Source organism: Mesorhizobium sp. WSM4847 (genome assembly GCF_055811335.1).
In genome coordinates this window covers 65,775-85,776 of sequence record NZ_JBVVPY010000024.1, presented here as the reverse complement: position 1 = coordinate 85,776, position 20,002 = coordinate 65,775, and the positions used below count along the sequence as shown (strand labels likewise).

General features: G+C 60.9%; 15 protein-coding genes. 5 read left to right on the top strand and 10 right to left on the bottom strand.

Translation table 11 applies throughout. The annotated features are described in order from the left end of the window. Positions 1 to 151 precede the first annotated feature (151 nt). The 4 genes from AC0L28_RS27900 (at position 152) to AC0L28_RS27885 (ending at position 3,594) form a co-directional block, all read left to right on the top strand. Entirely contained in the window at positions 152 to 376 is a 225-nt protein-coding gene (locus tag AC0L28_RS27900; RefSeq protein WP_014766281.1) for a hypothetical protein, read from the top strand. 153 nt (positions 377 to 529) lie between these two features. Continuing rightward, a complete protein-coding gene (locus AC0L28_RS27895) occupies positions 530 to 652 on the top strand; it encodes a hypothetical protein (RefSeq protein ID WP_023798301.1) in 123 nt (40 codons plus the stop codon). A 30-nt stretch (positions 653 to 682) separates the two neighbouring features. Further along, positions 683 to 1,411: a sulfite exporter TauE/SafE family protein gene (locus AC0L28_RS27890; RefSeq protein WP_128182112.1), complete on the top strand. Its 729-nt coding sequence runs from the start codon at positions 683 to 685 to the stop codon at positions 1,409 to 1,411. A 56-nt stretch (positions 1,412 to 1,467) separates the two neighbouring features. Beyond that, positions 1,468 to 3,594 (top strand): heavy metal translocating P-type ATPase, encoded by a 2,127-nt coding sequence (locus AC0L28_RS27885; RefSeq protein WP_473481483.1) that lies wholly within the window; start codon positions 1,468 to 1,470, stop codon positions 3,592 to 3,594. Between the two features lie 8 nt (positions 3,595 to 3,602). Here the strand turns inward: AC0L28_RS27885 and AC0L28_RS27880 are convergent, their stop codons facing one another. From AC0L28_RS27880 to AC0L28_RS27840, 9 genes are all read right to left on the bottom strand, one after another. Further along, positions 3,603 to 4,871, bottom strand: coding sequence for an NAD(P)/FAD-dependent oxidoreductase (locus AC0L28_RS27880; protein WP_128173154.1), 1,269 nt, complete (start codon positions 4,869 to 4,871; stop codon positions 3,603 to 3,605). Next, a complete protein-coding gene (locus AC0L28_RS27875) occupies positions 4,868 to 5,218 on the bottom strand; it encodes a c-type cytochrome (protein ID WP_473481478.1) in 351 nt (116 codons plus the stop codon). Before AC0L28_RS27875 ends, AC0L28_RS27880 begins: the two co-directional genes overlap by 4 nt. Before the next feature lie 54 nt (positions 5,219 to 5,272). Next, complete coding sequence (gene soxZ, locus AC0L28_RS27870; protein ID WP_473481477.1) at positions 5,273 to 5,599, bottom strand: thiosulfate oxidation carrier complex protein SoxZ; 327 nt, start codon at positions 5,597 to 5,599, stop codon at positions 5,273 to 5,275. Between the two features lie 16 nt (positions 5,600 to 5,615). Further along, the gene (locus tag AC0L28_RS27865; protein WP_128173153.1) at positions 5,616 to 6,062 is read right to left on the bottom strand and encodes a thiosulfate oxidation carrier protein SoxY; all 447 of its coding nucleotides are present in this window, start codon (positions 6,060 to 6,062) and stop codon (positions 5,616 to 5,618) included. A gap of 561 nt (positions 6,063 to 6,623) precedes the next feature. Beyond that, a complete protein-coding gene (locus AC0L28_RS27860) occupies positions 6,624 to 7,031 on the bottom strand; it encodes a nuclear transport factor 2 family protein (protein ID WP_287221074.1) in 408 nt (135 codons plus the stop codon). A 761-nt stretch (positions 7,032 to 7,792) separates the two neighbouring features. Further along, entirely contained in the window at positions 7,793 to 9,358 is a 1,566-nt protein-coding gene (locus AC0L28_RS27855; RefSeq protein WP_473481476.1) for an adenylate/guanylate cyclase domain-containing protein, read from the bottom strand. A gap of 25 nt (positions 9,359 to 9,383) precedes the next feature. Next, positions 9,384 to 9,755 (bottom strand): response regulator, encoded by a 372-nt coding sequence (locus tag AC0L28_RS27850; protein WP_031255744.1) that lies wholly within the window; start codon positions 9,753 to 9,755, stop codon positions 9,384 to 9,386. Positions 9,756 to 9,804: 49 nt separating this feature from the next. Then, positions 9,805 to 12,537 carry a hybrid sensor histidine kinase/response regulator gene (locus AC0L28_RS27845; protein WP_287259624.1) on the bottom strand — a complete coding sequence of 911 codons (2,733 nt, stop codon included), beginning with the start codon at positions 12,535 to 12,537 and terminating at the stop codon, positions 9,805 to 9,807. Next, entirely contained in the window at positions 12,534 to 13,292 is a 759-nt protein-coding gene (locus tag AC0L28_RS27840) for a Tll0287-like domain-containing protein (RefSeq protein WP_128168424.1), read from the bottom strand. Before AC0L28_RS27840 ends, AC0L28_RS27845 begins: the two co-directional genes overlap by 4 nt. A gap of 1,347 nt (positions 13,293 to 14,639) precedes the next feature. Here AC0L28_RS27840 and AC0L28_RS27835 point away from each other — a divergent pair. Then, positions 14,640 to 16,370 carry an adenylate/guanylate cyclase domain-containing protein gene (locus tag AC0L28_RS27835; protein ID WP_287259736.1) on the top strand — a complete coding sequence of 577 codons (1,731 nt, stop codon included), beginning with the start codon at positions 14,640 to 14,642 and terminating at the stop codon, positions 16,368 to 16,370. Positions 16,371 to 16,558: 188 nt separating this feature from the next. On the opposite strand, the gene AC0L28_RS27830 is transcribed toward AC0L28_RS27835, so the two are convergent. Continuing rightward, positions 16,559 to 19,933, bottom strand: coding sequence for a hypothetical protein (locus AC0L28_RS27830; protein ID WP_473481475.1), 3,375 nt, complete (start codon positions 19,931 to 19,933; stop codon positions 16,559 to 16,561). Positions 19,934 to 20,002 lie beyond the last annotated feature (69 nt).

Sequence of the window (20,002 nt, the reverse complement as noted above, 5' to 3'; positions counted from 1 at the left end):
TGCATGCTCGGTTTTGAAGTCACCGGACCCTATGTCGGCGCCATGATGATGAGCCTGGCGGCCCTGTTCTTGTTCATCTGGGGCGTCCTATCCGGCGCGTTGAGCGGCACCGACAAAGCCGCCAACGGCTTTTTTGAAAGGGAGATGGAGAATGAGCGATCTGCAGAGCAGCGATCCGGAGAGCCCGAGGCACCCGGAACTGGATGTACGTCAAAGCTCGCACCCTGAACTAGAGGACTATGCCGGCGGCCTGATACAGGCGCGTGTGGGCTTCATTCCGCTATGGCTTCTCGTCGTCTACGTGCTGCTGTTCGCCTGGGGGCTGTATTACATGTATGTTTACTGGGGCGGGCTCGGCCCCGGCCGTCTGTTCTAAGAAGACTGTCGCAAGAGCTGGTAAGGCAGGAGTGATGGAGATGTTGGTAGCCAAAATTCTCCTTGGGGTCGCCACATTGAACCTCCTTTTCCTGGCCTTCGAGGTGGCGGTAAACGTGCTTCGTCTTTATTTCGGCTGACATAGGAGCAGCGGATGCTACAGGACACGGTTTTCAAGCTCGCTGACGCCGGCTTGCCACAGATGCTCGGCTTCCTCATCTATGGCGGCTGCACCGTCGGCTTTATCATCTTTCTTGTCTATCTTGTGCGGCAATAGCGACGCGGACGCGGCGCTGCGAAAACGCCAATGATCTACTACCTCGTGATCTTCGCCGCTGGATTTGCAGGCAGCTTTCATTGCATCGGCATGTGCGGCGGCTTTGCCTGCGCGCTGGGCCGCGATCAGCGAGGCGGAGGCGCAACCGTCCTTCGCCACCTGCTCTATAATACCGGCCGATTGACAACCTATTGCTTTCTGGGCGGGCTCGCGGGTGCGATCGGTCAGGTCATCTGCACCACGCAAGGTCTAACGGCGGCGCCGCTCTTGAACGGCTCCCTCGACACCGCCCAACGAATTCTCGCGATCGTCGCTGGCCTGCTCATGATTGCCATGGCGTTGCAGTTCTTCGGCTTGCTGCAGGTCTTCCATCGTCTTGCGATCGGATTTGGCGGCAGCACATTTGCATTGTCTCTGCGCGGTTTGTTGACCGCCCGGAGCAGCGCAGCACCGCTTGCCTTTGGCGTTTTCAACGGCTTCCTGCCATGTCCCCTGGTCTATGCCTTCGCCGCCCAGGCGGCGAGCACCGCCGGAGCGCTTCCCGGGCTTCTCGTCATGGCATGGTTCGGACTGGGAACCTTCCCTGCGATGTTGATGATGGGCGGCGTTGGCCGGATACTAGGGCCAGCCTGGCGGCGGCGCGGCGTGCGGCTGGCTGGCGGCTTTATTCTTTTGCTCGGTCTCATCACGCTCGGCCGTGGTCTCCTGCCTTCCGACGCGCATATCGGCCTTGCCTGGCTGGGCGGACATCCTGCATGACTGCGCATGGCGATATCCTCTGTAGCCATTGTTCGCTGCCCCTCGGCCTGCGCCCGATGGAGCGCAGGCTCAACGGTGAGGCTTGCGCATTCTGCTGCTACGGCTGTTGCATCGCCTTTCAGGTGAAGAGCGGCAGACACGAAGAGTGGGAAGCCGCCTGGCTTCTGATCCAGCTCGGCGTGGGAGGCTTTCTCTCCATGAATATCATGATGTTCAGCCTCCTCCTCTATTCGGACGCGTTCACCGGCGTCGATGCGGGCGTGCTGCCGTGGATCCACGTTTTGCTCTGGATCTTCGCGACGCCGGCGGTGGTGATTCTCGGCGGACCCTATCTGCGCGAAATGTGGCTCAATGGTATTCAGGGACGAGTGACGTCGTCGGCACTCATCGTGCTTGGCGTCGCTGCCGCTTACCTCTATTCGGCATTTGCCGTGTTCGAGGGCAGCACGCATGTCTATTTCGACACCGCCGTGATGGTGCTGATGCTGTTCACCGTTGGCCGCTATCTCGAGGCTGTTGGCCGCGCCAGGGCGGCGCGCGACCTCGAACCTCTTCTGGCCGCAGAAGCCGAGAGCGCGACCGTGATCGATGGCGCGGCAGAGATCCGCCGTCCGGTGCGGGAGGTGTCGGCCGGCATGCTGGTGCGGGTCCGGCCAGGCGAGCGCATTCCGGTCGACGGCGTGGTTGTCGAAGGGGAATCGAACACCGATGAAGCCGTGATTACCGGAGAAAGTCGGCAAGTGACCAAGGGCGCCGGCTCCAAGGTGATTGCCGGCAGTATCAATATCGACGGCCCGCTCCTGATCCAAAGCAGCGGTGACGGAACTGCAACCCGCTGGGCGCGGATTTGCCGGTCGGTGCGCGAAGCGCTGGGCCGTCGCAGTCCAACCCAGCGTCTTGCCGATCGCGTCGTTGGCGTGTCCGTGCCGCTCGTCCTCGCCCTCGGCGGGCTGACGATCGTTTACTGGGCGCAGTCATTGCCGTTCGATCGGGCGTTGCTGATTGGCCTCTCGGTACTGGTGGTTGCCTGTCCTTGTGCCGTCGGCCTCGCTGCTCCGATGGCGACATCACTCGGCATCGGCCGGTTGGCACGGCACGGCTGCCTTGTCCGCGACCCCGGCGTGCTTGAGACCCTCGCGCGTGTCCGGTTGCTCGCCTTCGACAAGACCGGCACTCTGACGGCGGGCAAAGCGCGTCTCGTCGGCGTCGACTGCCAGGAGGTCGGCATCGACGAAGTGCTGGCGCGCGCCGCCGGTCTGGAGCGACTTTCCGAGCATGGTCTGGCGCGGGCCATCGCGGCAGCCGCCGCTCAGCGCGGCATCACGCCGCTCGTCACCCGCGATGTCCGGACGGTTCCCGGCCGTGGCGTCCGCGGCAGCGCCGAAGGCCGGCCCGTAGCGGCAGGGAACGGCAGATTGATGAATGATCTGGGCTGGCCGCTTCCCCCGTCGCTGACTGAGCGTGCGCGGTCGCTGGAGGCGAGCGGTTATTCGGTGGTCTATGTCGGTTGGGGCGAGCAGGTTCACGCCGTGCTGTCGCTCGATGATTCACCGCTTCCCGAGGCGCATGCCGCGATCGCGGCCCTGCGTGAGCGCGGGCTCGACGCCACGCTGTTGACCGGCGACTTGGCGCAAGCGGCGGAGCGGATCGCGGCTCTGGTCGGGATCAAGGACGTCCAAGCGGGCCTTTCGCCGGAGGCCAAACGGCTGGCCCTGGATCGGCTCCGCCATGACCACGGTTCGGTGGCGATGGTCGGCGATGGACTGAATGACGGGCCGGTCCTGGCCGCCGCAGATGTCGGTATTGCCGTCGGCTCCGCCACCGATCTCGCCCGCGAGACTGCAGCGCTCGTGCTGCCTGCGGACGGATTGTGGATGCTGCCCTGGATCGTCGACGTGGCCCGTGCGGTCCGCAGGACCATCTTGACCAACCTTATGTGGGCGTTCGGCTACAACCTCGTCGCCCTGACGTTCGCAACATTCGGACTTCTGCAGCCAATCCTTGCGGCGGCGGTCATGGCCGGCTCGAGCATTCTCGTGGTGGTGAATTCGCTGCGGCTGGAGCGGCTGCCCGATCCTGTTCCAGCGCTGATCCCGGAGCAACGATCCGGCACCAAGTCGCAGCGTACCCACGATGGCGCCGGCATTTCCGCAATGGCCGGCCCGGCCGTCGAGCGGAGTTGAGTTTCGTTTCAGCCAAACACGTCGTGCGTGAAGGCGTCATACCAGCCTTCCGCCGCGCGCGCAGCCTGCCGGCGGACCTCGGAGCTTTCCTCGACCTTGCTGACGAAGCTGATGACGCTCTTGAGCTTCCCGTCGACGGGCTTGAAGCTGATGGCGTTGCTGAACGCATCGTCGGGGGCGAGATAGGTGTAGCAGGTGTTGAACAAATGCGCCGGGAAACGCGCTGATCCAGTGAGATCGGCCGCGATGGCAAAGGCGCAGGCTTTGGCCTGGCTGTTGGCGCAGAAGGCGGATTTCGGCATATCCCCGCCGATGATCGCGTCACCGACCAGATGGACGCCGGGCTGCAGCGCCGATTCGAAGGTGACCGGATCGACCGGACACCAGCCCGACCGATTGGCGAGCCCCGCCTGCTGCGCCAAGCGCCCGGCCATTTGCGCCGGGATGACATTGGCCACCGCGGCCTTGAATGTAGCTCCCGCGGTGATCACCGACCGGGTCTTCGCGTCGATTGCCGTGACCCCGCCGGTGAACTGAGCCGGTAGCCATTCGATCATTCCCGGATAGTGGCGGTTCCAAGCGTCCTGGAACAGGTCCTGCGCGTTGAAGCTGTCTTTCGTATCGAGGATCAGAATTTTGGCCTTGGGTTTGCGGCGCTGGAAATAGGATGCGACGAGGGAAGCGCGCTCGTAGGGGGCGGGCGGGCAGCGAAACGGATTCGGCGGAGCAACGAGCACGAACAGCCCGCCGTCCTCCATGCTTTCCAGTTGCCGGCGCAGCAGCTTGCTTTGCGGTCCTGCATTCCAGGCGTGCGGCATGATCTCCATCGCCGCTTCGTCATAGCCCTTAAGCGCCCGATCCCTGAATGCGATGCCTGGCGCAACAACGAGACGGTCGTAGCTGAGCTTTGAACCGTTGTTGAGCGCAACGGTTTTCGCCGCCGGGTGAATCGCCGCGGCGGACTCATGAATGACGATGATACCATTTTGTTTTGCCAGCGCTTCATAACCATGACTGAGCGATTCGAACGGGCGCAGCCCGGCGAGATAGAGATTGCTGAAGAAACAGGTCGCGTAGCTCTGCCGCGGTTCAACCAGGGTCACCTCGATAGCCGTGGCGCTGGCGGCGAGATATCTGGCGACCGTTGCGCCGCCGATGCCGCCGCCGATCACGACGACACGCGCCTTGGCCTGGCCCCGCGCCTTCGGCTGGTTGAGCGCCGTTAACAACGCTGCTCCGGTGAGGCGGCCGAACTCGCGACGAGTCCAGGATTTCATCGCGGGTTACTTCCCTGCGCTGCGACATAGCGCGCGACGCTCGCGATCTCCTCGTCGCTGAGCGACAGCGCGATAACGTGCATGATGTGATTTGGACTCTCGCTCGCCCGGTAGGCAAGCAGGGCGTTGGTAAGCCTCTCCTCACCAAGCCCGATGATGCTGGGAATGCCTGTGCCGCCGCCATCGAGACGATGGCAGGACGCACAGATTGCGGCGAGTTGAGCGCCTTGATCGGGCCCCGCCGCCGCGCCGGATTGGCTGAAGAGCAGCACGAGGCCCGTGGCAATCGCAGGTCTCGCGACGGGGCGCATGCTGAATACCCGTCTGTTTCGCAGTTTTCCGGTCACGCTCCCACTCAACTTGTCACGCTATAATTCGCGCAGCTCGATTGCGTCGACACCTCAACCGACCGTGAACTGGTGCGACAACATATAGACGGCACCCCCGTCTTCTTCCCAGACAAAATCGAGCCGGCCGCTCTCCGTCGCGCGCAAGGAAAATTCGAAGAACGGGTTGGCCGAAATCGCCTCGTGAAGATCGACACTGAACACCACAGTTTCGTTGTAGCGACAGACAAACTTGTTGATGATCTTGCGCGGGATTACAATGCCTTGATCATCATGGCGTAGCCCCGTTTCCATCTCATGGCTGATAATGGTCTTGACCTGAAAAATCTCCCCCTTCGCCGCAGCGTTTGGCACGATCACGCGTGGTGTCGGGGTGATCACAGTCTCTCTCCGATCCTCAGGCACAGCCATCCGTGGCGACACGGACCCACGTCGTGGTCATCAGCAAAATGCCGTCATTCATTTCAGCGACAGCGACGACGTGTTGCGGTTTGGCAAGCCGGATGCGCGTCGACACGCGGGGCAGACTGCGTTGCGGGACGAAGTGGAAACTGGCCACTTCGATGAGCGGGTTCCGCGGCGCGAACACGCGCATCTGCCTTACATGGTCGGCCTCGGTCATGGGGCTGTCGATGTAAAGACTCATGGGCACGGTGTAGCCGGTCGGGAAGTCCGTCGGCATTATCAGGTGAAGGCGATCCGACACCGTGGCCGTCCGTCCGGTGAGCTGCTCGATGAGATCCAACGCTTCATCGTTCGCACGCGCGCTCCGCGGCGAGAAGAGCGCGACCCCGGCAAACCCCACACTCCCGGCGATCAACACATCGCGGCGCGTCAAGCTCATCGTCCCGGTCTCCAAACCCTGCCACCTCTTTAGGCCACTCCAAGAACACATCGGCGGCGGCAGGCGGCGCACTCGGACAAATCAGTGCGGCAGCTTCTACCAAATTTAGCACCGACAACCGCTGGGAGCAATCTCGCGGAAGTGCCCATGGCCGCCCTTTAAACCAATGCATTCTGTTTTACCGGCCGTTGGGAGCACGCCGGCGGATTCTGCGACTACCCAACTTCGGTCGCTGGCCTGATCGCTGGAGGCGTTATTGCGGCACCGCTGTCGGGATAGATGGTCAAGGCATTGCGGGAAAGGACGCTCTTGGGTTGTCGGATCTCTGATCACACTCTGGCCGGCTATCAGATGCTCGAATTAACTGGAGCGCTCGAACCGCGCCAGCGCAATGTCTGATCTACAAGCCTGCGCGACATTCATGATAAGGCTGAAAAAGGACGGGTTAGGGTGGGAAGCGGTCGTTGGTCTCGTCCCAACGAGCAAGTAGCGCCCCTGAGCTGACCCATCCGGGCCGGACCCCGGGGCAGTCTCGCGTGCCGCCCGAGATAACTCGCGAGGCTAAGCCCAGAACGCATCCCAGGCGTAGAGGTCGTAGAAGTGCTCCCGGCCGTCAATCACCTTGCCATTCTTGACGTCGAAGACAATGCAACAGAGCACATCCAGCCGTTTGCCGTTGCGCTCCCCGGTATTGCGATGGACGCCGACCACGCGTCCGTCCTCGCTCGCCATCACATGCAAAAGATCGGCCCTGAAGGTCCCGTTGGTTTCGCCGCCATAGCGGCCGAACTGGCCAAAGGTCGCCTCGCGGCCTTCGTAGTCTCCGGCGATCGGACTTTTCCCCGGAGTATGCCACGTGCAGGATTCGTCGATGATTTGCGTCAGCGTGTCCATCTCTCCCGAGTTGAACGCGGCATAACCGCGCCGAACGAGCTCGGAGTTCTGATTCCTTAGCGTCACGTCTGTCATAACTTCCTCCCGTTGCTGACCCGACCCCGCTAGGTCGCGTGAGAGCCTAATGGGCGTCGGCCAAACCCATATCAGCAACATACACCCGGCACGGTGCGCGCGCACGAGGAAGCTTGCCTACGCTCTTCTCCGCAGGAAGTCAGCTACGGGTCGACTCGAGTCCTTGCGCGAAGGTCGGCTCTGGAGAAGCGCCAGGAAAGTAGGCAATTGGCGCGACCGAGCTGGCCGGCGCATGGGCTCGGATTATACCGCGATGGAGCGTTCTAAGTCTCAAGAGGGTGGAAAGTTGCCGTCTGGGTCGCTACCATCCTGACTTCACCATACGAAGATGGGCTTCGACCCAAATCCGATGCGAACCCACGCAACTTGAGGTCGAGGAGGCCGCCCTTCGTTCCAGTGGCCTGCCGCCCGGGGACTAGACAGCTCATGAGGCGACTTCGGCCCGAACGTGAGCGCATCGCGCAGTCCGTCCCACGGCACGACGGGCCGCAGCGGTGCAATCGGTTCGCGCCGAACGGCGACGCGGCGGAGGGCACGCCCTTAAAACGCGGTCATGCCATTGCTGAGGCGACCTCGCAGCTTTCCGTGACAGGTGTGGACAATCGAGTATATCGGCAAGTCTTCGCTTCGTCGCGCTGGGGGCTCTTACTGACCTGATGGTGACTGGCCGCCTCAGGCGCTTTGCGCTCGATCAACCGCGGCGCAGCTAGGCAAGATCAGAACGCTCGATCCCCAATTCGACCTCGATGAGGAATCAGACATCAGTGTCGAACGAGATAGGTCTCCATCTTGCCGACGCCTCTCAGTTCCACAGTGCAGCGCGGTTCTAGCTCCCAAGAGGAGTGCAGAGCGCGCCTGGTTGCCTCCGAGATTTGCATGCGGTCGGCTACGCCCTGGGACTCGAGTCGGCTTGCGATGTTCACGGTTTCGCCCCAGACATCATAGACGAACCGATGTCGGCCGATCAGACCGGCGATCACCGGTCCGGTGTGTACGCCGATTCGGACACGAAAACTGTCGCTGCCCGCCGCCAAGAGCCTCAACGAGTCCAGCATGGATTTTCCCAGCGCCACGGTCCTGTCGGCGTGATCGGCCGCCGGTTCCGGAAGACCACAAGCGGCCATATACGCGTCTCCGATTGTCTTGATCTTCTCCACGGAATGCTTCTCCGCCAGCGCGTCGAACATGCTGAACATCCGGTCGAGGCGCTTGATAAGGTCGGATGCCGGCAATTTCGCTGCGATAGGCGAGAATCCGATAATATCGGCAAAAAGGATGGTCACTTCCTCGAACCGGTCCGCAATGATCTCCTCGCCCCCTTGCAGCCGCGCAACGATTTGACCGGGCAGGACGGCATGTAGAAGCGAGTCGGCCCGCCGCTTTTCCGCCTCGATCCGCTGAAGATACTGGTGCTCGCGGTCGCGCCAACGCTTCTTCTCCAGACTGGAGTTGATCCGGGCGCGCAGCAGGACCGGATTGAACGGTTTAAGCAAGTAGTCGTCGGCTCCCGCCTCGATGCAGCGGACCACGGCGTCGACTTCGTTCAGCCCCGATATCATAATGACCGGGATGTGCCGCCACCGGCGCTCAGCTTTCAATCGCGAGAGCACCTCGATGCCGTTCATGTCCGGCATCAGTATGTCCAACAGAACAAGGTCAAATTCATATTCCGCAAGGCGGGTCAGCGCGGACAGGCCTGACTCGGCAGTGACTACCTGATGACCGTCGTGCAGCAAGCGGCGCGAGAGAAGATCGCGGTTACTGCCGATGTCGTCGACGACAAGTATTCTACCGTTGCGTCCTGAGAATGCATCGCGCTCGGTCTTGCCCAGCGCCCTTTCGAGCCCTGCTGCATCGATCTCTGCCTGATCCGTCGTCCACAGCCCTTCGTTGTCGCTGGCGCGCGATAGGCCGGCAATTGCATCGACATGCGCCAACAGCTCGGCCGCAGCCGCGAGCATCACTCTGACATCTTCGTCCAATGCGTGTTCGTGCAATTCTTCGGCTTCTTCAAGGATCATTTCGGAGTAGCCGATAATCGCGTTGAGTGGTGTTCGCAAATCGTGGCGCAGTTTCGCCTCGATCTCGCGCCCTGCATGGTCCGGATAGTCGGCTTTGCCATGGATCAAGCTGTCGATGAGGCTGTTCAATTGCCGGGCAGCGGCGCCGACCCTCTCAAGATCTGGAGTGATGTGCACGAGACTGTGGTTCTGCACCTGTTCTAGCAGCAGTTCCTGAAATCCCGAGATTGCCCGTGCTGGTCCAGCAAGCGTCTGCGCCAGATGGGCGGCTATTGCGTGGCGTTGGAACTCATTCTTGGCAGTCATGTCTCCAATCCGCCGATTCGGCGGCTCACGGATTTGCGGCAAGCAATTGTTCGATTTTCTGGACGAGCCTCGGCAGGTCCACCGGCTTGCTGTCGTAGTCATCGCAGCCGGCCTCAAGCGCCAATTCCCGATCGCTGGTCATAGCATGTGCAGAAAGCGCGATTATAGGGATCCCGGAGGTGGCCGGATCAGCCTTGATCCGCCGTGTCGCCTCCCATCCGTCCATCACGGGCAGGCTCATATCCATAAGGATCAGATCCGGTCTTTCCGAAATGGTTAGTTCCACGCCGGATTGTCCGTTTTCTGCAATAAGCACTTCGAACCCACGCCGCGACAACCGCCGCGAGAGCATGTCGCGATTCATTTCGTTGTCTTCCACCAGAAGGATTCTCGTCATCTTCGGCCCCTTCTAACGATGGGTCAACGAACTGAGATGCCGGGCCAGCCTACTCGGCCGCGGAAATCTGGCGTTCGAGCGCCTTGACCAATTGAGACCTGCTGTTCGCGCCCTTGGTCACAACGGCAACCGCCCTATCGCGGAGCCATTCGAGCTCGTTCATCGACAGATCTTTCGAGGTAACTACGACCACCGGAATGTTCTGCAGTTCGGGCGTCTGCTGCATCTCACTCAATGTCTGAAATCCGTCCATTTCGGGCATCAGCAGATCAAGCACCACCAGGCGCGGCAATAACCGTTTCATCAGGCCAAGGCCGCGCACGCCGTCGCTTGCCTCGTGAACCCGCCAATCCTTCTTGATCAGGATACGCCGAAGGAAATCGCGGGAGGCTTGGTCGTCATCAATTACAAGCACATCGCGGTTGCCACCGCCGCAAGCCTCAATTGTTTGAATCAGCTTCTCGGTGTCGATCGGCTTCGTCAGGTATTCAACCGCCCCGAGTGAGAGGCCGAGTTCGCGATCTGCAAGTATCGTCGCAAGGATCACAGGAATCTCGCAAAGCTCCCTATCGTTCTTCAGAGATCGCAGCACTGACCAGCCGTCCTGATGCGGCATGATGATGTCGAGAATGATCGCCGCGGGGCGATGCGCTCGAGCAGCGGCTATTCCTTCCTCGCCGCTTGCTGCTTCGAACGATGCCAGTCCCGCCTCCGCCAAGGCGCTGGCGATGACGGTTCGGGCGGCTGGTTCATCATCTATGATCAGAACCGCCGTGTCTCGTGGCGGCAACGGCACAGCTTCGGAGGGGTGTTGCTCGCTAGATTCTTTTTTGAACTCGGCTGGAATCTCCATTGTGAAGGTCGAGCCTTTTCCGAGTTCGCTCTCGACCTTTACAACGCCTCCGATCATTCGGCTAAAACTCCGGGTTATGCTGAGGCCAAGCCCCGTTCCGCCATAGTTGCGAGTGGTGGATGCGTCCGCCTGCGTAAAAGCGTCGAAGAGCCGTTCCTGCTGCTCCGACGTCATTCCGATCCCGGTGTCGGACACTTTGAATATCAGCCAATCGCCGTTTGGTCGCCTGTCGCGACGCACCGCGAGTGTTACTCGACCCCCTTCGGTAAACTTGGCGGCGTTGCTGAGCAGGTTAAACAGGTTCTGACGCAACTTCGTCTGGTCCGAATGCATTTTCCCGAGGTCGTCCTCGAGGTCCAGTACGAAACCGTTTCGGTTTTTCGCCATCAGAGGCGCGACTGTGGCCTGGACGTCGCGCATCAAATCGGCGACGTCGAACGTTTCCAAGAAAATTTCCATCTTGTTCGCCTCGATCTTCGACAAGTCGAGGATGTCGTTGATGAGCCCCAGGAGATGGCGACCAGCCGCGGCGATCTTCTTCAGTTCCGGAACGAATTCCACCATGTGCTGGTCGCTCGCATCTTCGATCAGCATCTCGCTGTAGCCAATAATCGCGTTCAGCGGCGTACGCAGTTCGTGGCTGACGGATGCGACGAAGCGGCTCTTGGCTTCATTCGTCGATTCAGCACGGCTCTTGGCGCGCTCGAGTTCGTCTTGTCTCAGTTTCAATTCCGTGATGTCGGTGTAAACGGCGACCGCGCCGCCGTCAGGCGTTTTTCGCCTGCTTACGCGAACCCATCTGTCGCCAAAGCGATCCTCGCCGACGAAGCCCGCTGGGGCCTTGTGGATGTGTAACCGCTGGGCAATCCACTCCTCCGGCGACGCGCCCGCAAGGTCGACTTGCCCGCCTGCCAGGCGTTGCTCCAAGATTTCTTGGAAGCTTTGCCCAGGAAGAGAAGCTCGCGCATGGTCAGGGAAGAATTCGCAAAATTTGCTGTTGGCCAGGATGACCCTGTCCTGCGGATCGAATAGGACAAATCCGTCAGAAATTGCCTCAAGCGCCGCTGCGATCGTCCGTCGTTGCTGCTCCGCCTCGTCTTCCAGTCGTTTCTTTTCAATCGCGCCCGCGCGAAAAAGTCGAAGCGTCCGCGACATTGCGCCGAGTTCGTCGCCTCCCTCAATCGGTATTTCAATATTGTAGCGTCCTTGCGTCAGTTCGCCGATGACCCGGTTCAGCCGCCGTAACGGGCCAATGATCGAGCGAAGGACAAGGATTGTAAGAAGCGACCCAATCAACAGCACGATGACCACCAGAATGGCAGCGGTAGTCGCGGTTTTCTGGGCTAGCCTTACAGCCTCGTTGCGAGCGGCTTCTGCCTCGGCGCTCACTTGCTCGACAAGTTTGTTAAGGGCGGCATCGACATTTGTGCTGTGGGTTCGCGCCTCGGCCAGGAGGGCGTTTCCAATGATGCGGTTATCCTGAGTATAGCTGTCCGCCGCCTCTAGTGCCCTTTTGATGTAGTCATCGATCTCGACACGGATTTCCCTCACTGCATCGGGGGATAATTTCGAAAGGCCGTCCAGTTGGTCCAGCAGTCGCTCACGCGCCTGCTCGGCATTCCGCTGGGAGTTCATTAGCAAGCTGACCGACAAATCGGTGAGCCAGTATCGCAATTCGCCAAAGGTCACGTGCGCCGCAGCCGCAGTCGCCGCGAGATCGAACAATGCCTTAGTGTCTGCGGTGCGGTCGGCACTGCGATAAAGCGCCTGCGTGAGAAGGATGGAAGATACGATGAGACTGATAAGGCCGGCCGCTGTCAGTGCAGCTACGCGGGCCGCGATCGGCAGACTGGCAAGGCGACGTCCCAGGGATTTCGACGGCACCGGTATGGCTTCCACCTCGTGGGGTGTCTGTTCCAGGACGCTCATTTGAACAAGACGATGCTGATTGCGCCCCCCAGATCGCCGGCTTTTCCGCCCTCCTTGGGATATCCAGTTATGTCGATCTCGCCCTTCGGCTCGCCGTGGCAGGAAAGACACGACTCCGTATAGTATTCGGGCAGGAGCATTCGAAATGCCGGGCGTCCCTCCACCTCGGTCACGTCCGTGTAGGCTTCGCCTTTTGCTCTCCTCGGATCTGAAAAGACGCTTACGATGACGCTGGCTTCCCAAGCGTCCGGAAGAGATTTGCGGTTGCGCACGAGTTGCTCGGGCGCAGTCACGCGCACCAGAGCTTCGTTGCCAACCTTGGCGGCGAATTTCTCATTCAACAGACGCGCGAAAACGGCCGGCACGAAGCCCTTGAACCCGATCCCAGCGCGGTTGATGTCATCTTGCTGCTCGTCCACCACCTCCCGCATAGCCCCAATCTGCGCCTCAAGCAGACGCCGGTCGCGTTTGGTCAATTCGCCGGAAAACGGGTCCTGGCCGGTGTTTTTTGAGTAAACGGCGATGGCCTCGCTCGCAAACCGCTCGCTGTCGAGGTGCTTGTCGCCAAGTGCGGGATCGTTGATTAGTGTCTGATAGTTGGAGACAACGCTTCGCCCCGCGCGAAGCAATTCCGCAAGGCGGATTCCCATCGCGACATCTTCAGTAACCGCTCCCATGGCAGCCGGCGCGAGGAACGCGCAACCGACAAGAGCAACGCCAATGCTTCTCCGCGTCAAGGTTGACAGGTCGAACATCTCCGTTCCCGTCGAAGGAAGCCAAACAAAAAGTATAGCACGACGCAGGCCGATAGCGTAGCGACAAACGCCCATGCGCAAGCGGTGAGAGAAGGAACGAAGCATCCGCCGCCCGCTCCGAAGCGGCCCTGGCCCGCAAACCCGTTTTTGCCGAACGTCTCTTGACCACCTGGGTGGAGCACCGGGAGGTTAGCGGTGGATTTGTCAAGCTTGCCGTTAAAATATAGCTTGCTAAAGCTAGAAAAGTAGCTTTGAAATATATATTCGTTGTGTTCGAGCGCAACCTCACGCACCGTAAACTTAGCATAGCAATTGTTTGTAGAAGAAGATGATGGTTCTGGCCTTATGTTGTCGGCCGGCACAACCTATGCATGTCATCTTGATCGCTTGATGAACCATCATCGCTGAAAGGAAACAGAACTATGTTACGAAAAACAATCAGCATTTCAACCCTCGCCGGCGCGGTTGCAGTCGCTGCCGCCGCGATGCGCCCAGCCGGACGAGACCGATAAGTTCGGAATTGAGACGAGTCAGATGCGACGTAACCGGTCCTTCTCGCGGTGAATACCGCCAGTGCCGTTCCGTGCCGTGTGTTCGAGCAGATGATTAAGATGACTTCGATGTGGACAAGTTTTCATAATGGCACCATTGGCTACATTCGCGGATGGTTCCGCCTTCGCGCCGAGCGAAAAGCTATGTGGATGATAACGGACGGGTTGAGCCGGTCACCGGATGACATTCTTAACGACATTGGTATCTCACGCGACGAAATCACGTGCGCTTTGTCAAAGCGTCCCGATCCGAGTTCCGGGTCGGGGCGGAATGCGGCCGGCCCATGATTTGTCCAGCCCACAGTATCTGCCATGTCGCATGCCAAGGTCTCATTGTCCCCGCGGCGGCGAGTCGAACTGATCCCGAGTGTTCACGGCGCTGGCCGATCGTTACCTGCTCGCAGATCGTGATTCAGTGGCTCGTCGCTCCACGACTGCGCAACAATGACAGCATTCACCCCCTGTGCGGACGTTGAAGCGCGATGTCAGGAAGGTCGTTAACGGGTCAATCCTTCCGGTTTCTCGAACAGGAAGGTAGCGCCATTTGCAGACGTCAGCGAGTGCGGCCACTATGGTCCCAACTCGTGTTCTTGTCGGACGTTTCCGGTCTGACGCCGCGCGGATCGGGGCGTCTCCCGCCATCGATGCGATCGAGTTCGCAGCCACCTGGCGGAAAGCGGAAGGTTCTGATCCGCCTTTTCCTGTTGCTGCAGTAGGAAGACTTCTTCATTCAGCCAAGCCCAAATTGCTGGATTTGGCAGCCCAGGAAGGATAGGCTTGGTTTTTGGTTCAGGCGATGGAACAGAGACTAGCCGCAATTCTGGCTGCCGATATGGCGGGCTACAGTCGGCTAATGGAGGCCGACGAATCCGGCACGCTCGCACGCCTTCGGACCCATCGCATAGAACTGGTCGATCCCGCCATCGCGAAGAACAAGGGCCGGATCATCAAGACCACCGGAGACGGCATGCTCGTTGAGTTCCAGAGCGTGACCGATGCCGTGAAATGCGCCGTGGAAATCCAACAGCGCATGAAACGGCGCAATTCGGATGTGCCGCAAGAACGGCGTATCGAATTCAGGATCGGCATAAATCTCGGCGATATCATTTTCGACGATGAGGACATTTTTGGCGACGGCGTCAATATTGCCTCGCGCATCGAGCAACTCGCCGACGTCGGCGGTATCTGCGTGACCGCAGCGGTGGCGACCCAAATTGCCGACCGTCTCGAAATTGCCATGGAGGATTTGGGCGAGAAGACGTTAAAGAACATCAGCCGCCCGGTTCGCCTCTATCGCGTTGGGTTTGACAGTCATGTCCTGCCAGAAGTCGAGGCAAAGCGATCCATCTCGAAACCTTCGATAGTGGTGCTGCCATTCAACAACATGAGCGGCGACCCCGAGCAGGAATTTTTCGCCGACGGACTGACCGAGGACATCATCACCGAACTGTCCCGCCATCATGAACTGTTCGTCATCTCGCGCAATTCCAGCTTCGTCTACAAGAACCGCGCCGTGAATGTGCGCGAGGTGGCCGAGAAACTCGACGTCCAATACCTGGTGGAGGGAAGCGTTCGCAAGATCGGCAACAGGGTGCGCGTGACGGTTCAGCTCATCGACACGGCGAATGACGCTCATATTTGGGCAGACAAATATGACCGGAAGCTGGACGATATATTCGCGATTCAGGATGAGGTAACCGCGGCGATCGCAGCCACGCTGCCCGGTCGTGTCGAGGCGGCTCAGCGGGACCAGCTCGCGCGGGCGAAACCTGCAAACATGGCCGCGTATGAATGTGTTCTTGCTGCCAAGGTGCTGCATCACCGAGGCACGATTGAGGATAATGAACGCGCGCAAACCTTGATAGGCAGGGCCGTCGCGCTCGACCCCGATTATGCCCATGCCCATGCCTGGCGGGCCTGCATTCTTGGCCAGGCCTGGGTCCATAACTGGTGCAAAGACAGGGATGCCGTCTGGAACGACATCATGGCAGCGCTGGACAGGGCGCTGGCGCTGGACGACAACGATGCCGATGTCCACCGCATCCTCGCCGCAGTGAACGTGAACAACAATGAGCTGACCACAGCGCGCTACCATCAAGAGCGCGCCCTCGCCCTCAATCCCAATTACGACCTCGTGGTGGTGCAGCAAGGCGAGTTGTTGACGTGGCTGGGGAGGCCGGAAGAGGGAATTGAATGGATCCGCAAGGCAATGCAGTTGAACCCGCACCACCCGGAGAGGTTCTGGAGCCATCTGGGAAAGGCGCATTTCGCCGCGCGCCAGTATGGCGAGGCGATCGAAGCTTTCATGCATCTGTCAACCATGGACTCGGTTCAGCACGCTTTCGCCGCTGCCTGCTACGGCTGGCTCGGCGACGAAATCGCGGCCGCGGCGCATCTAGGCAAGATCAAAACGATCGATCCCCAATTCGACCTCGATTCATTTATCGCCACCCTGCACTATGCCCAGAAGTCTGATGTGCAGCACGTCCGCGAGGGACTGCTGAAAGCCGGTATTGCCCACCTGTAGCCAGCCGGCAACTACGAACCGGATCCAATCGGGGACAGGCAAAAAAGACCGGCCCCCACCCAAGGACGAGGCCGCTCGCGCGGCACTGGCGCGCGAGCGGCTTCGTCCAGGGGTCATGGGCGTGAATTCGGCCGGGGCGATCCACTTAGGGTCAAGTCTCGGTCGCTCGAAGTGATTGGGTTTTGACCTTACCGGTACTCGAAGATCGACCTGAAAATTCCGGGCGCGATCACCGACAGCGGATTGACGTCCAGCTTCGGCTTGTTGGCATCGCCCCTGAGCCGGTAGGTCACGCCGATCAGGCCGCGATCGCGGCCATTGCCGAGCAGCGCGCCGAACAGCGGCAGTTCGCCAAAAATGCGGTTGAGGCCGTAGACCGGCATGAAGGTGCCGGTCATGTCCATGTTGTTGTTCCGGTCGTAGAGCGTGCCCTGGAAGGTGGTGCCGATCCGCGGGCCGCGCAGCACGCCATTGGCCAGCTTCAGATAGCCGGCGCCCTTTTCGATTTCGGAAAAGCCGCGCTCGAACTTCACTCTCGACGTGTCGATATTGGCTTTGACGGCTTCGTTGAGGCTGCGGCTGTCACCGGCCGGCGTCGTCGATACGAGCGAGGCGAGTTTCGGCTCGTTGACCACGAAGAAATCATGCGAGTCGACCTGGCCCTTCATCGGCCCATCGCTTGCCCCGGCGAGCGCCAGGGTGATCGAACCGCCCTCCATATGCTCGTAGATGTTGAGGAACCGCAGGATTGCGCCGGCGTCGGCCGACCGCACGTTGAGGGCGCGCCTGCCGGCGCCGGTCGTGTTGCTGATGCTGATGGCAGCACCCGAACTTGCCGTGGCGCTCACCTTGAGCCCATTCACCCTCGAGCCGGCGGCGCTGTAGTCGAGCTTCAGGTTCGACAGCGTCTCGTTGTGGAAGCCGGTCAGCGAATTGACGTCGGCGCTGACCGAAATCGCATCGGAGCCGGTGGCCTTGGTGGCGGTGTCGACATCGGACGTGAATTGCTTGATCAGCGAGCGCGCGTCCAGCGCGCTGCCGCTGATGTCGATCGCGTAGCCCATGCCCGATCGTTTCACCGAAACGGCAACGTTGTCTCCCCGGTTCAGCTTGACGTTGCTGAACCGCGCCGAGGACAGGGCGCCTTTGACCAGCACCACGCCGCCATCGATCGAAAAGGTCTTTCCATTCAGGTCGAAGTCGGACAGCGTCGTGGTGTCGCCGGATTTGGCCATGGTAAATGTGACATTGGCTGGAATGCCGGGGCCCTTGCTCCAGCCTGCCCAGGGAATGTCCAGCCTGGCATTGGTCAGGTCCGCTGAAACAGTCTGGTTGCCCGTGCCGCTCTTGTCGATCTCAACCTTGACGGTTCCGGAAAGCAGCTCCGACAGGCCAGGCATGGCGGCGGCACGTATCTTGTCGTCGAGCATCAGCGCCACTTTCCGGCTGCGTGGCGGTCCGCCATCCCTGAGCGGTTCGATCAGGTCGAGTTCGGCTGGAATGCCGTTGAGCAGCGCCTTGGCTGATATCACCGCCTTCTCGCGTTCGACCGTGATCGACCCATCCGCGTCGGTCACCGTCTGGTCTTCGAACGGCTTGCCCAGCGACAGGTCTTTGTAATCGAGCGTCACCAGCCAATCGAGTTTCGAGCTGTCGACGCCTGACTGCAGCGGAATATCCGCCTTGACGTGGCCGGTCACCGTGCCGGACAGGTCGTCCGGCAGCAGGCCGACATGGCGCATGGCATTGATCGGCTCGTAGGAGGCGAGCTCGGCGATTGCGGACGCCTCCCCGGCAACATCGATATCGAGCGCGCCGATCACCGGCGGGCGGTTCGCCGCCTTGATCGTCATCGTGCCGTTGCTTGCCGCCACCGTGCGGCCGCTGGCCATATAGACGTTGCCCGAGGACAAGGCGATGTCGACGTCATTGCCGTGGAATTCGACGACGCCGACGGCATCGCGTATCGGCGGAATGCGACCGGCTGTATCGAAGCGCGATCCTTCGACCTGGAACCGGCCGAATATCTCGTCTGATGAAAGCGGGATCCCGTTGCCAAGGCGCCCGGGCACGACCTGGAACTGCAGGCTGGCGTCGACGACGCGGCCGCCGAACAGGTTTTTCAGCACCCAAAGGCGAGCGTTTCGCGCCGAAAACCAGGGCCACAACTGCTTGACATGCGAGACCGGCATGTCGTGGACGTTGAAGGCTACAGATATGCCCGGCACCTTTCCCCTGGCGAACTCGACAGAAGCCGTGCCCAGCGCCTCGCTGGCGGACCCGGATCTGATCCCGATCTGCTCGGCCACGAGCTTGCGGCTGCGGGTCTGGTAGACGCCGGCCACCCGGGCGATGAAATCGAGCGCAGGTTCGGAGGATTCCGAAGGCGCCAGCGTCGAGCCGTCGCTGGTCAGGTCGTAGCGATAGGACGGCTCCTCGCCCGCTGTTCCAGTCGCCGGCTTCGGCCCGATCGAACCGGCGAACTCGAATGTCGAGCGACCGGTCCTCACTTGCAGCCGGTCCACCTGGACCTTGTTGGCGCCGGCGACAAGCGTCGCAGCGAGATCGACGTCTGCTGGAAGCGAGCCACGCGTGCCAAGATCGAGCACGGCACCGGCGAACGACAACGAGGCCGTCAGCCGCGACGCGTTCTCGCCGGATCCTTCCGATCCCGCCAGCTTCAAGGCAATCGCGCCAAGCGTCCCGCCCGGCGCTGCCGCAGCGTGGTCAAGCTGCGCTATCTCGACGCTGGCATCCAACGCCGTCACGCGCCGCGTCGTCGTATCACGGCTGGCTGAGGCGGCGATGGTGAGTGCCCTGCCGTCGACAGTCGCGTCGGATGAAAACTCCATGCCACCCGGCCCCGACTGCGCAACGGTAGCATCCGCGATCCTGATCAGTTTGACCAACCCGGCCTCGGGCGGAACGAGGTCGACATTGCGCAGCTCGATCCGGCGCATCTGCTCCTCGCGCACCGCATCGAGCGCGTGACCGATGCTGGCAAAGACCGTGCCGGCCAGCCTGTCCGGATCGATGAGGCCGTCGTCATTGCGCAGCGCCGCCGTCCAGTCGCCGCCCGACGGCAGCGCCGACATCACGATGCGCGCGTCGGAAATCCTGGCGCTGGTAAGCCGCACCTCGCCCGAAAGCAGCGGTATCAGCCTTACGCCGAAGCGGACACGCCCGGCATCGGCCAGCGGCTTGCCGTCGGCGGTCTTGAGGCTGACGTCGCTGACCTGCAGCGCAATGAAGCTCGATCCGTCGAGCGTGAGACGGGTCGGCCCGACCGCAACGTCGAGGTCGACGCCGGCCAATTTCTCGATGGCCGTTTCCGCTTCGGCCCGCAGCCGCTCGGCGCCGAAGCCGGACATCCCGATCGCATAGACAGCGGCGGTGGCCAGCAGCACAAGGGCCAAAAAGCCGGCAAACAGCCGCGCAAGAATACCAACGCCGCGGCCCTGGCCGAGCGGCGGTATGCGGCACGCGGACGGGAAGGCCCCCAGGTCGGTGATTTCATCACGCCTGAATCTGATCTTCTCGTGCTGCGGCTGCTCCTGATCCACACAATTTTCCGTTGAACGAACTCGACCGTGGACGACTCCCGGTGCGACAATATATCGATGAGGCTTCGC

Coding starts and splice junctions, on each gene's coding strand:
- AC0L28_RS27845 (WP_287259624.1), bottom strand. CDS start 12,537: ATGAGCGTCCTGGAACAGACACCCCACGAGGTGGAAGCCATACCGGTG.
- AC0L28_RS27835 (WP_287259736.1), top strand. CDS start 14,640: ATGGAACAGAGACTAGCCGCAATTCTGGCTGCCGATATGGCGGGCTAC.
- AC0L28_RS27850 (WP_031255744.1), bottom strand. CDS start 9,755: ATGACGAGAATCCTTCTGGTGGAAGACAACGAAATGAATCGCGACATG.
- AC0L28_RS27900 (WP_014766281.1), top strand. CDS start 152: ATGAGCGATCTGCAGAGCAGCGATCCGGAGAGCCCGAGGCACCCGGAA.
- AC0L28_RS27890 (WP_128182112.1), top strand. CDS start 683: ATGATCTACTACCTCGTGATCTTCGCCGCTGGATTTGCAGGCAGCTTT.
- AC0L28_RS27885 (WP_473481483.1), top strand. CDS start 1,468: ATGGAGCGCAGGCTCAACGGTGAGGCTTGCGCATTCTGCTGCTACGGC.
- AC0L28_RS27860 (WP_287221074.1), bottom strand. CDS start 7,031: ATGACAGACGTGACGCTAAGGAATCAGAACTCCGAGCTCGTTCGGCGC.
- AC0L28_RS27880 (WP_128173154.1), bottom strand. CDS start 4,871: ATGAAATCCTGGACTCGTCGCGAGTTCGGCCGCCTCACCGGAGCAGCG.
- AC0L28_RS27895 (WP_023798301.1), top strand. CDS start 530: ATGCTACAGGACACGGTTTTCAAGCTCGCTGACGCCGGCTTGCCACAG.
- AC0L28_RS27865 (WP_128173153.1), bottom strand. CDS start 6,062: ATGAGCTTGACGCGCCGCGATGTGTTGATCGCCGGGAGTGTGGGGTTT.
- AC0L28_RS27855 (WP_473481476.1), bottom strand. CDS start 9,358: ATGACTGCCAAGAATGAGTTCCAACGCCACGCAATAGCCGCCCATCTG.
- AC0L28_RS27840 (WP_128168424.1), bottom strand. CDS start 13,292: ATGTTCGACCTGTCAACCTTGACGCGGAGAAGCATTGGCGTTGCTCTT.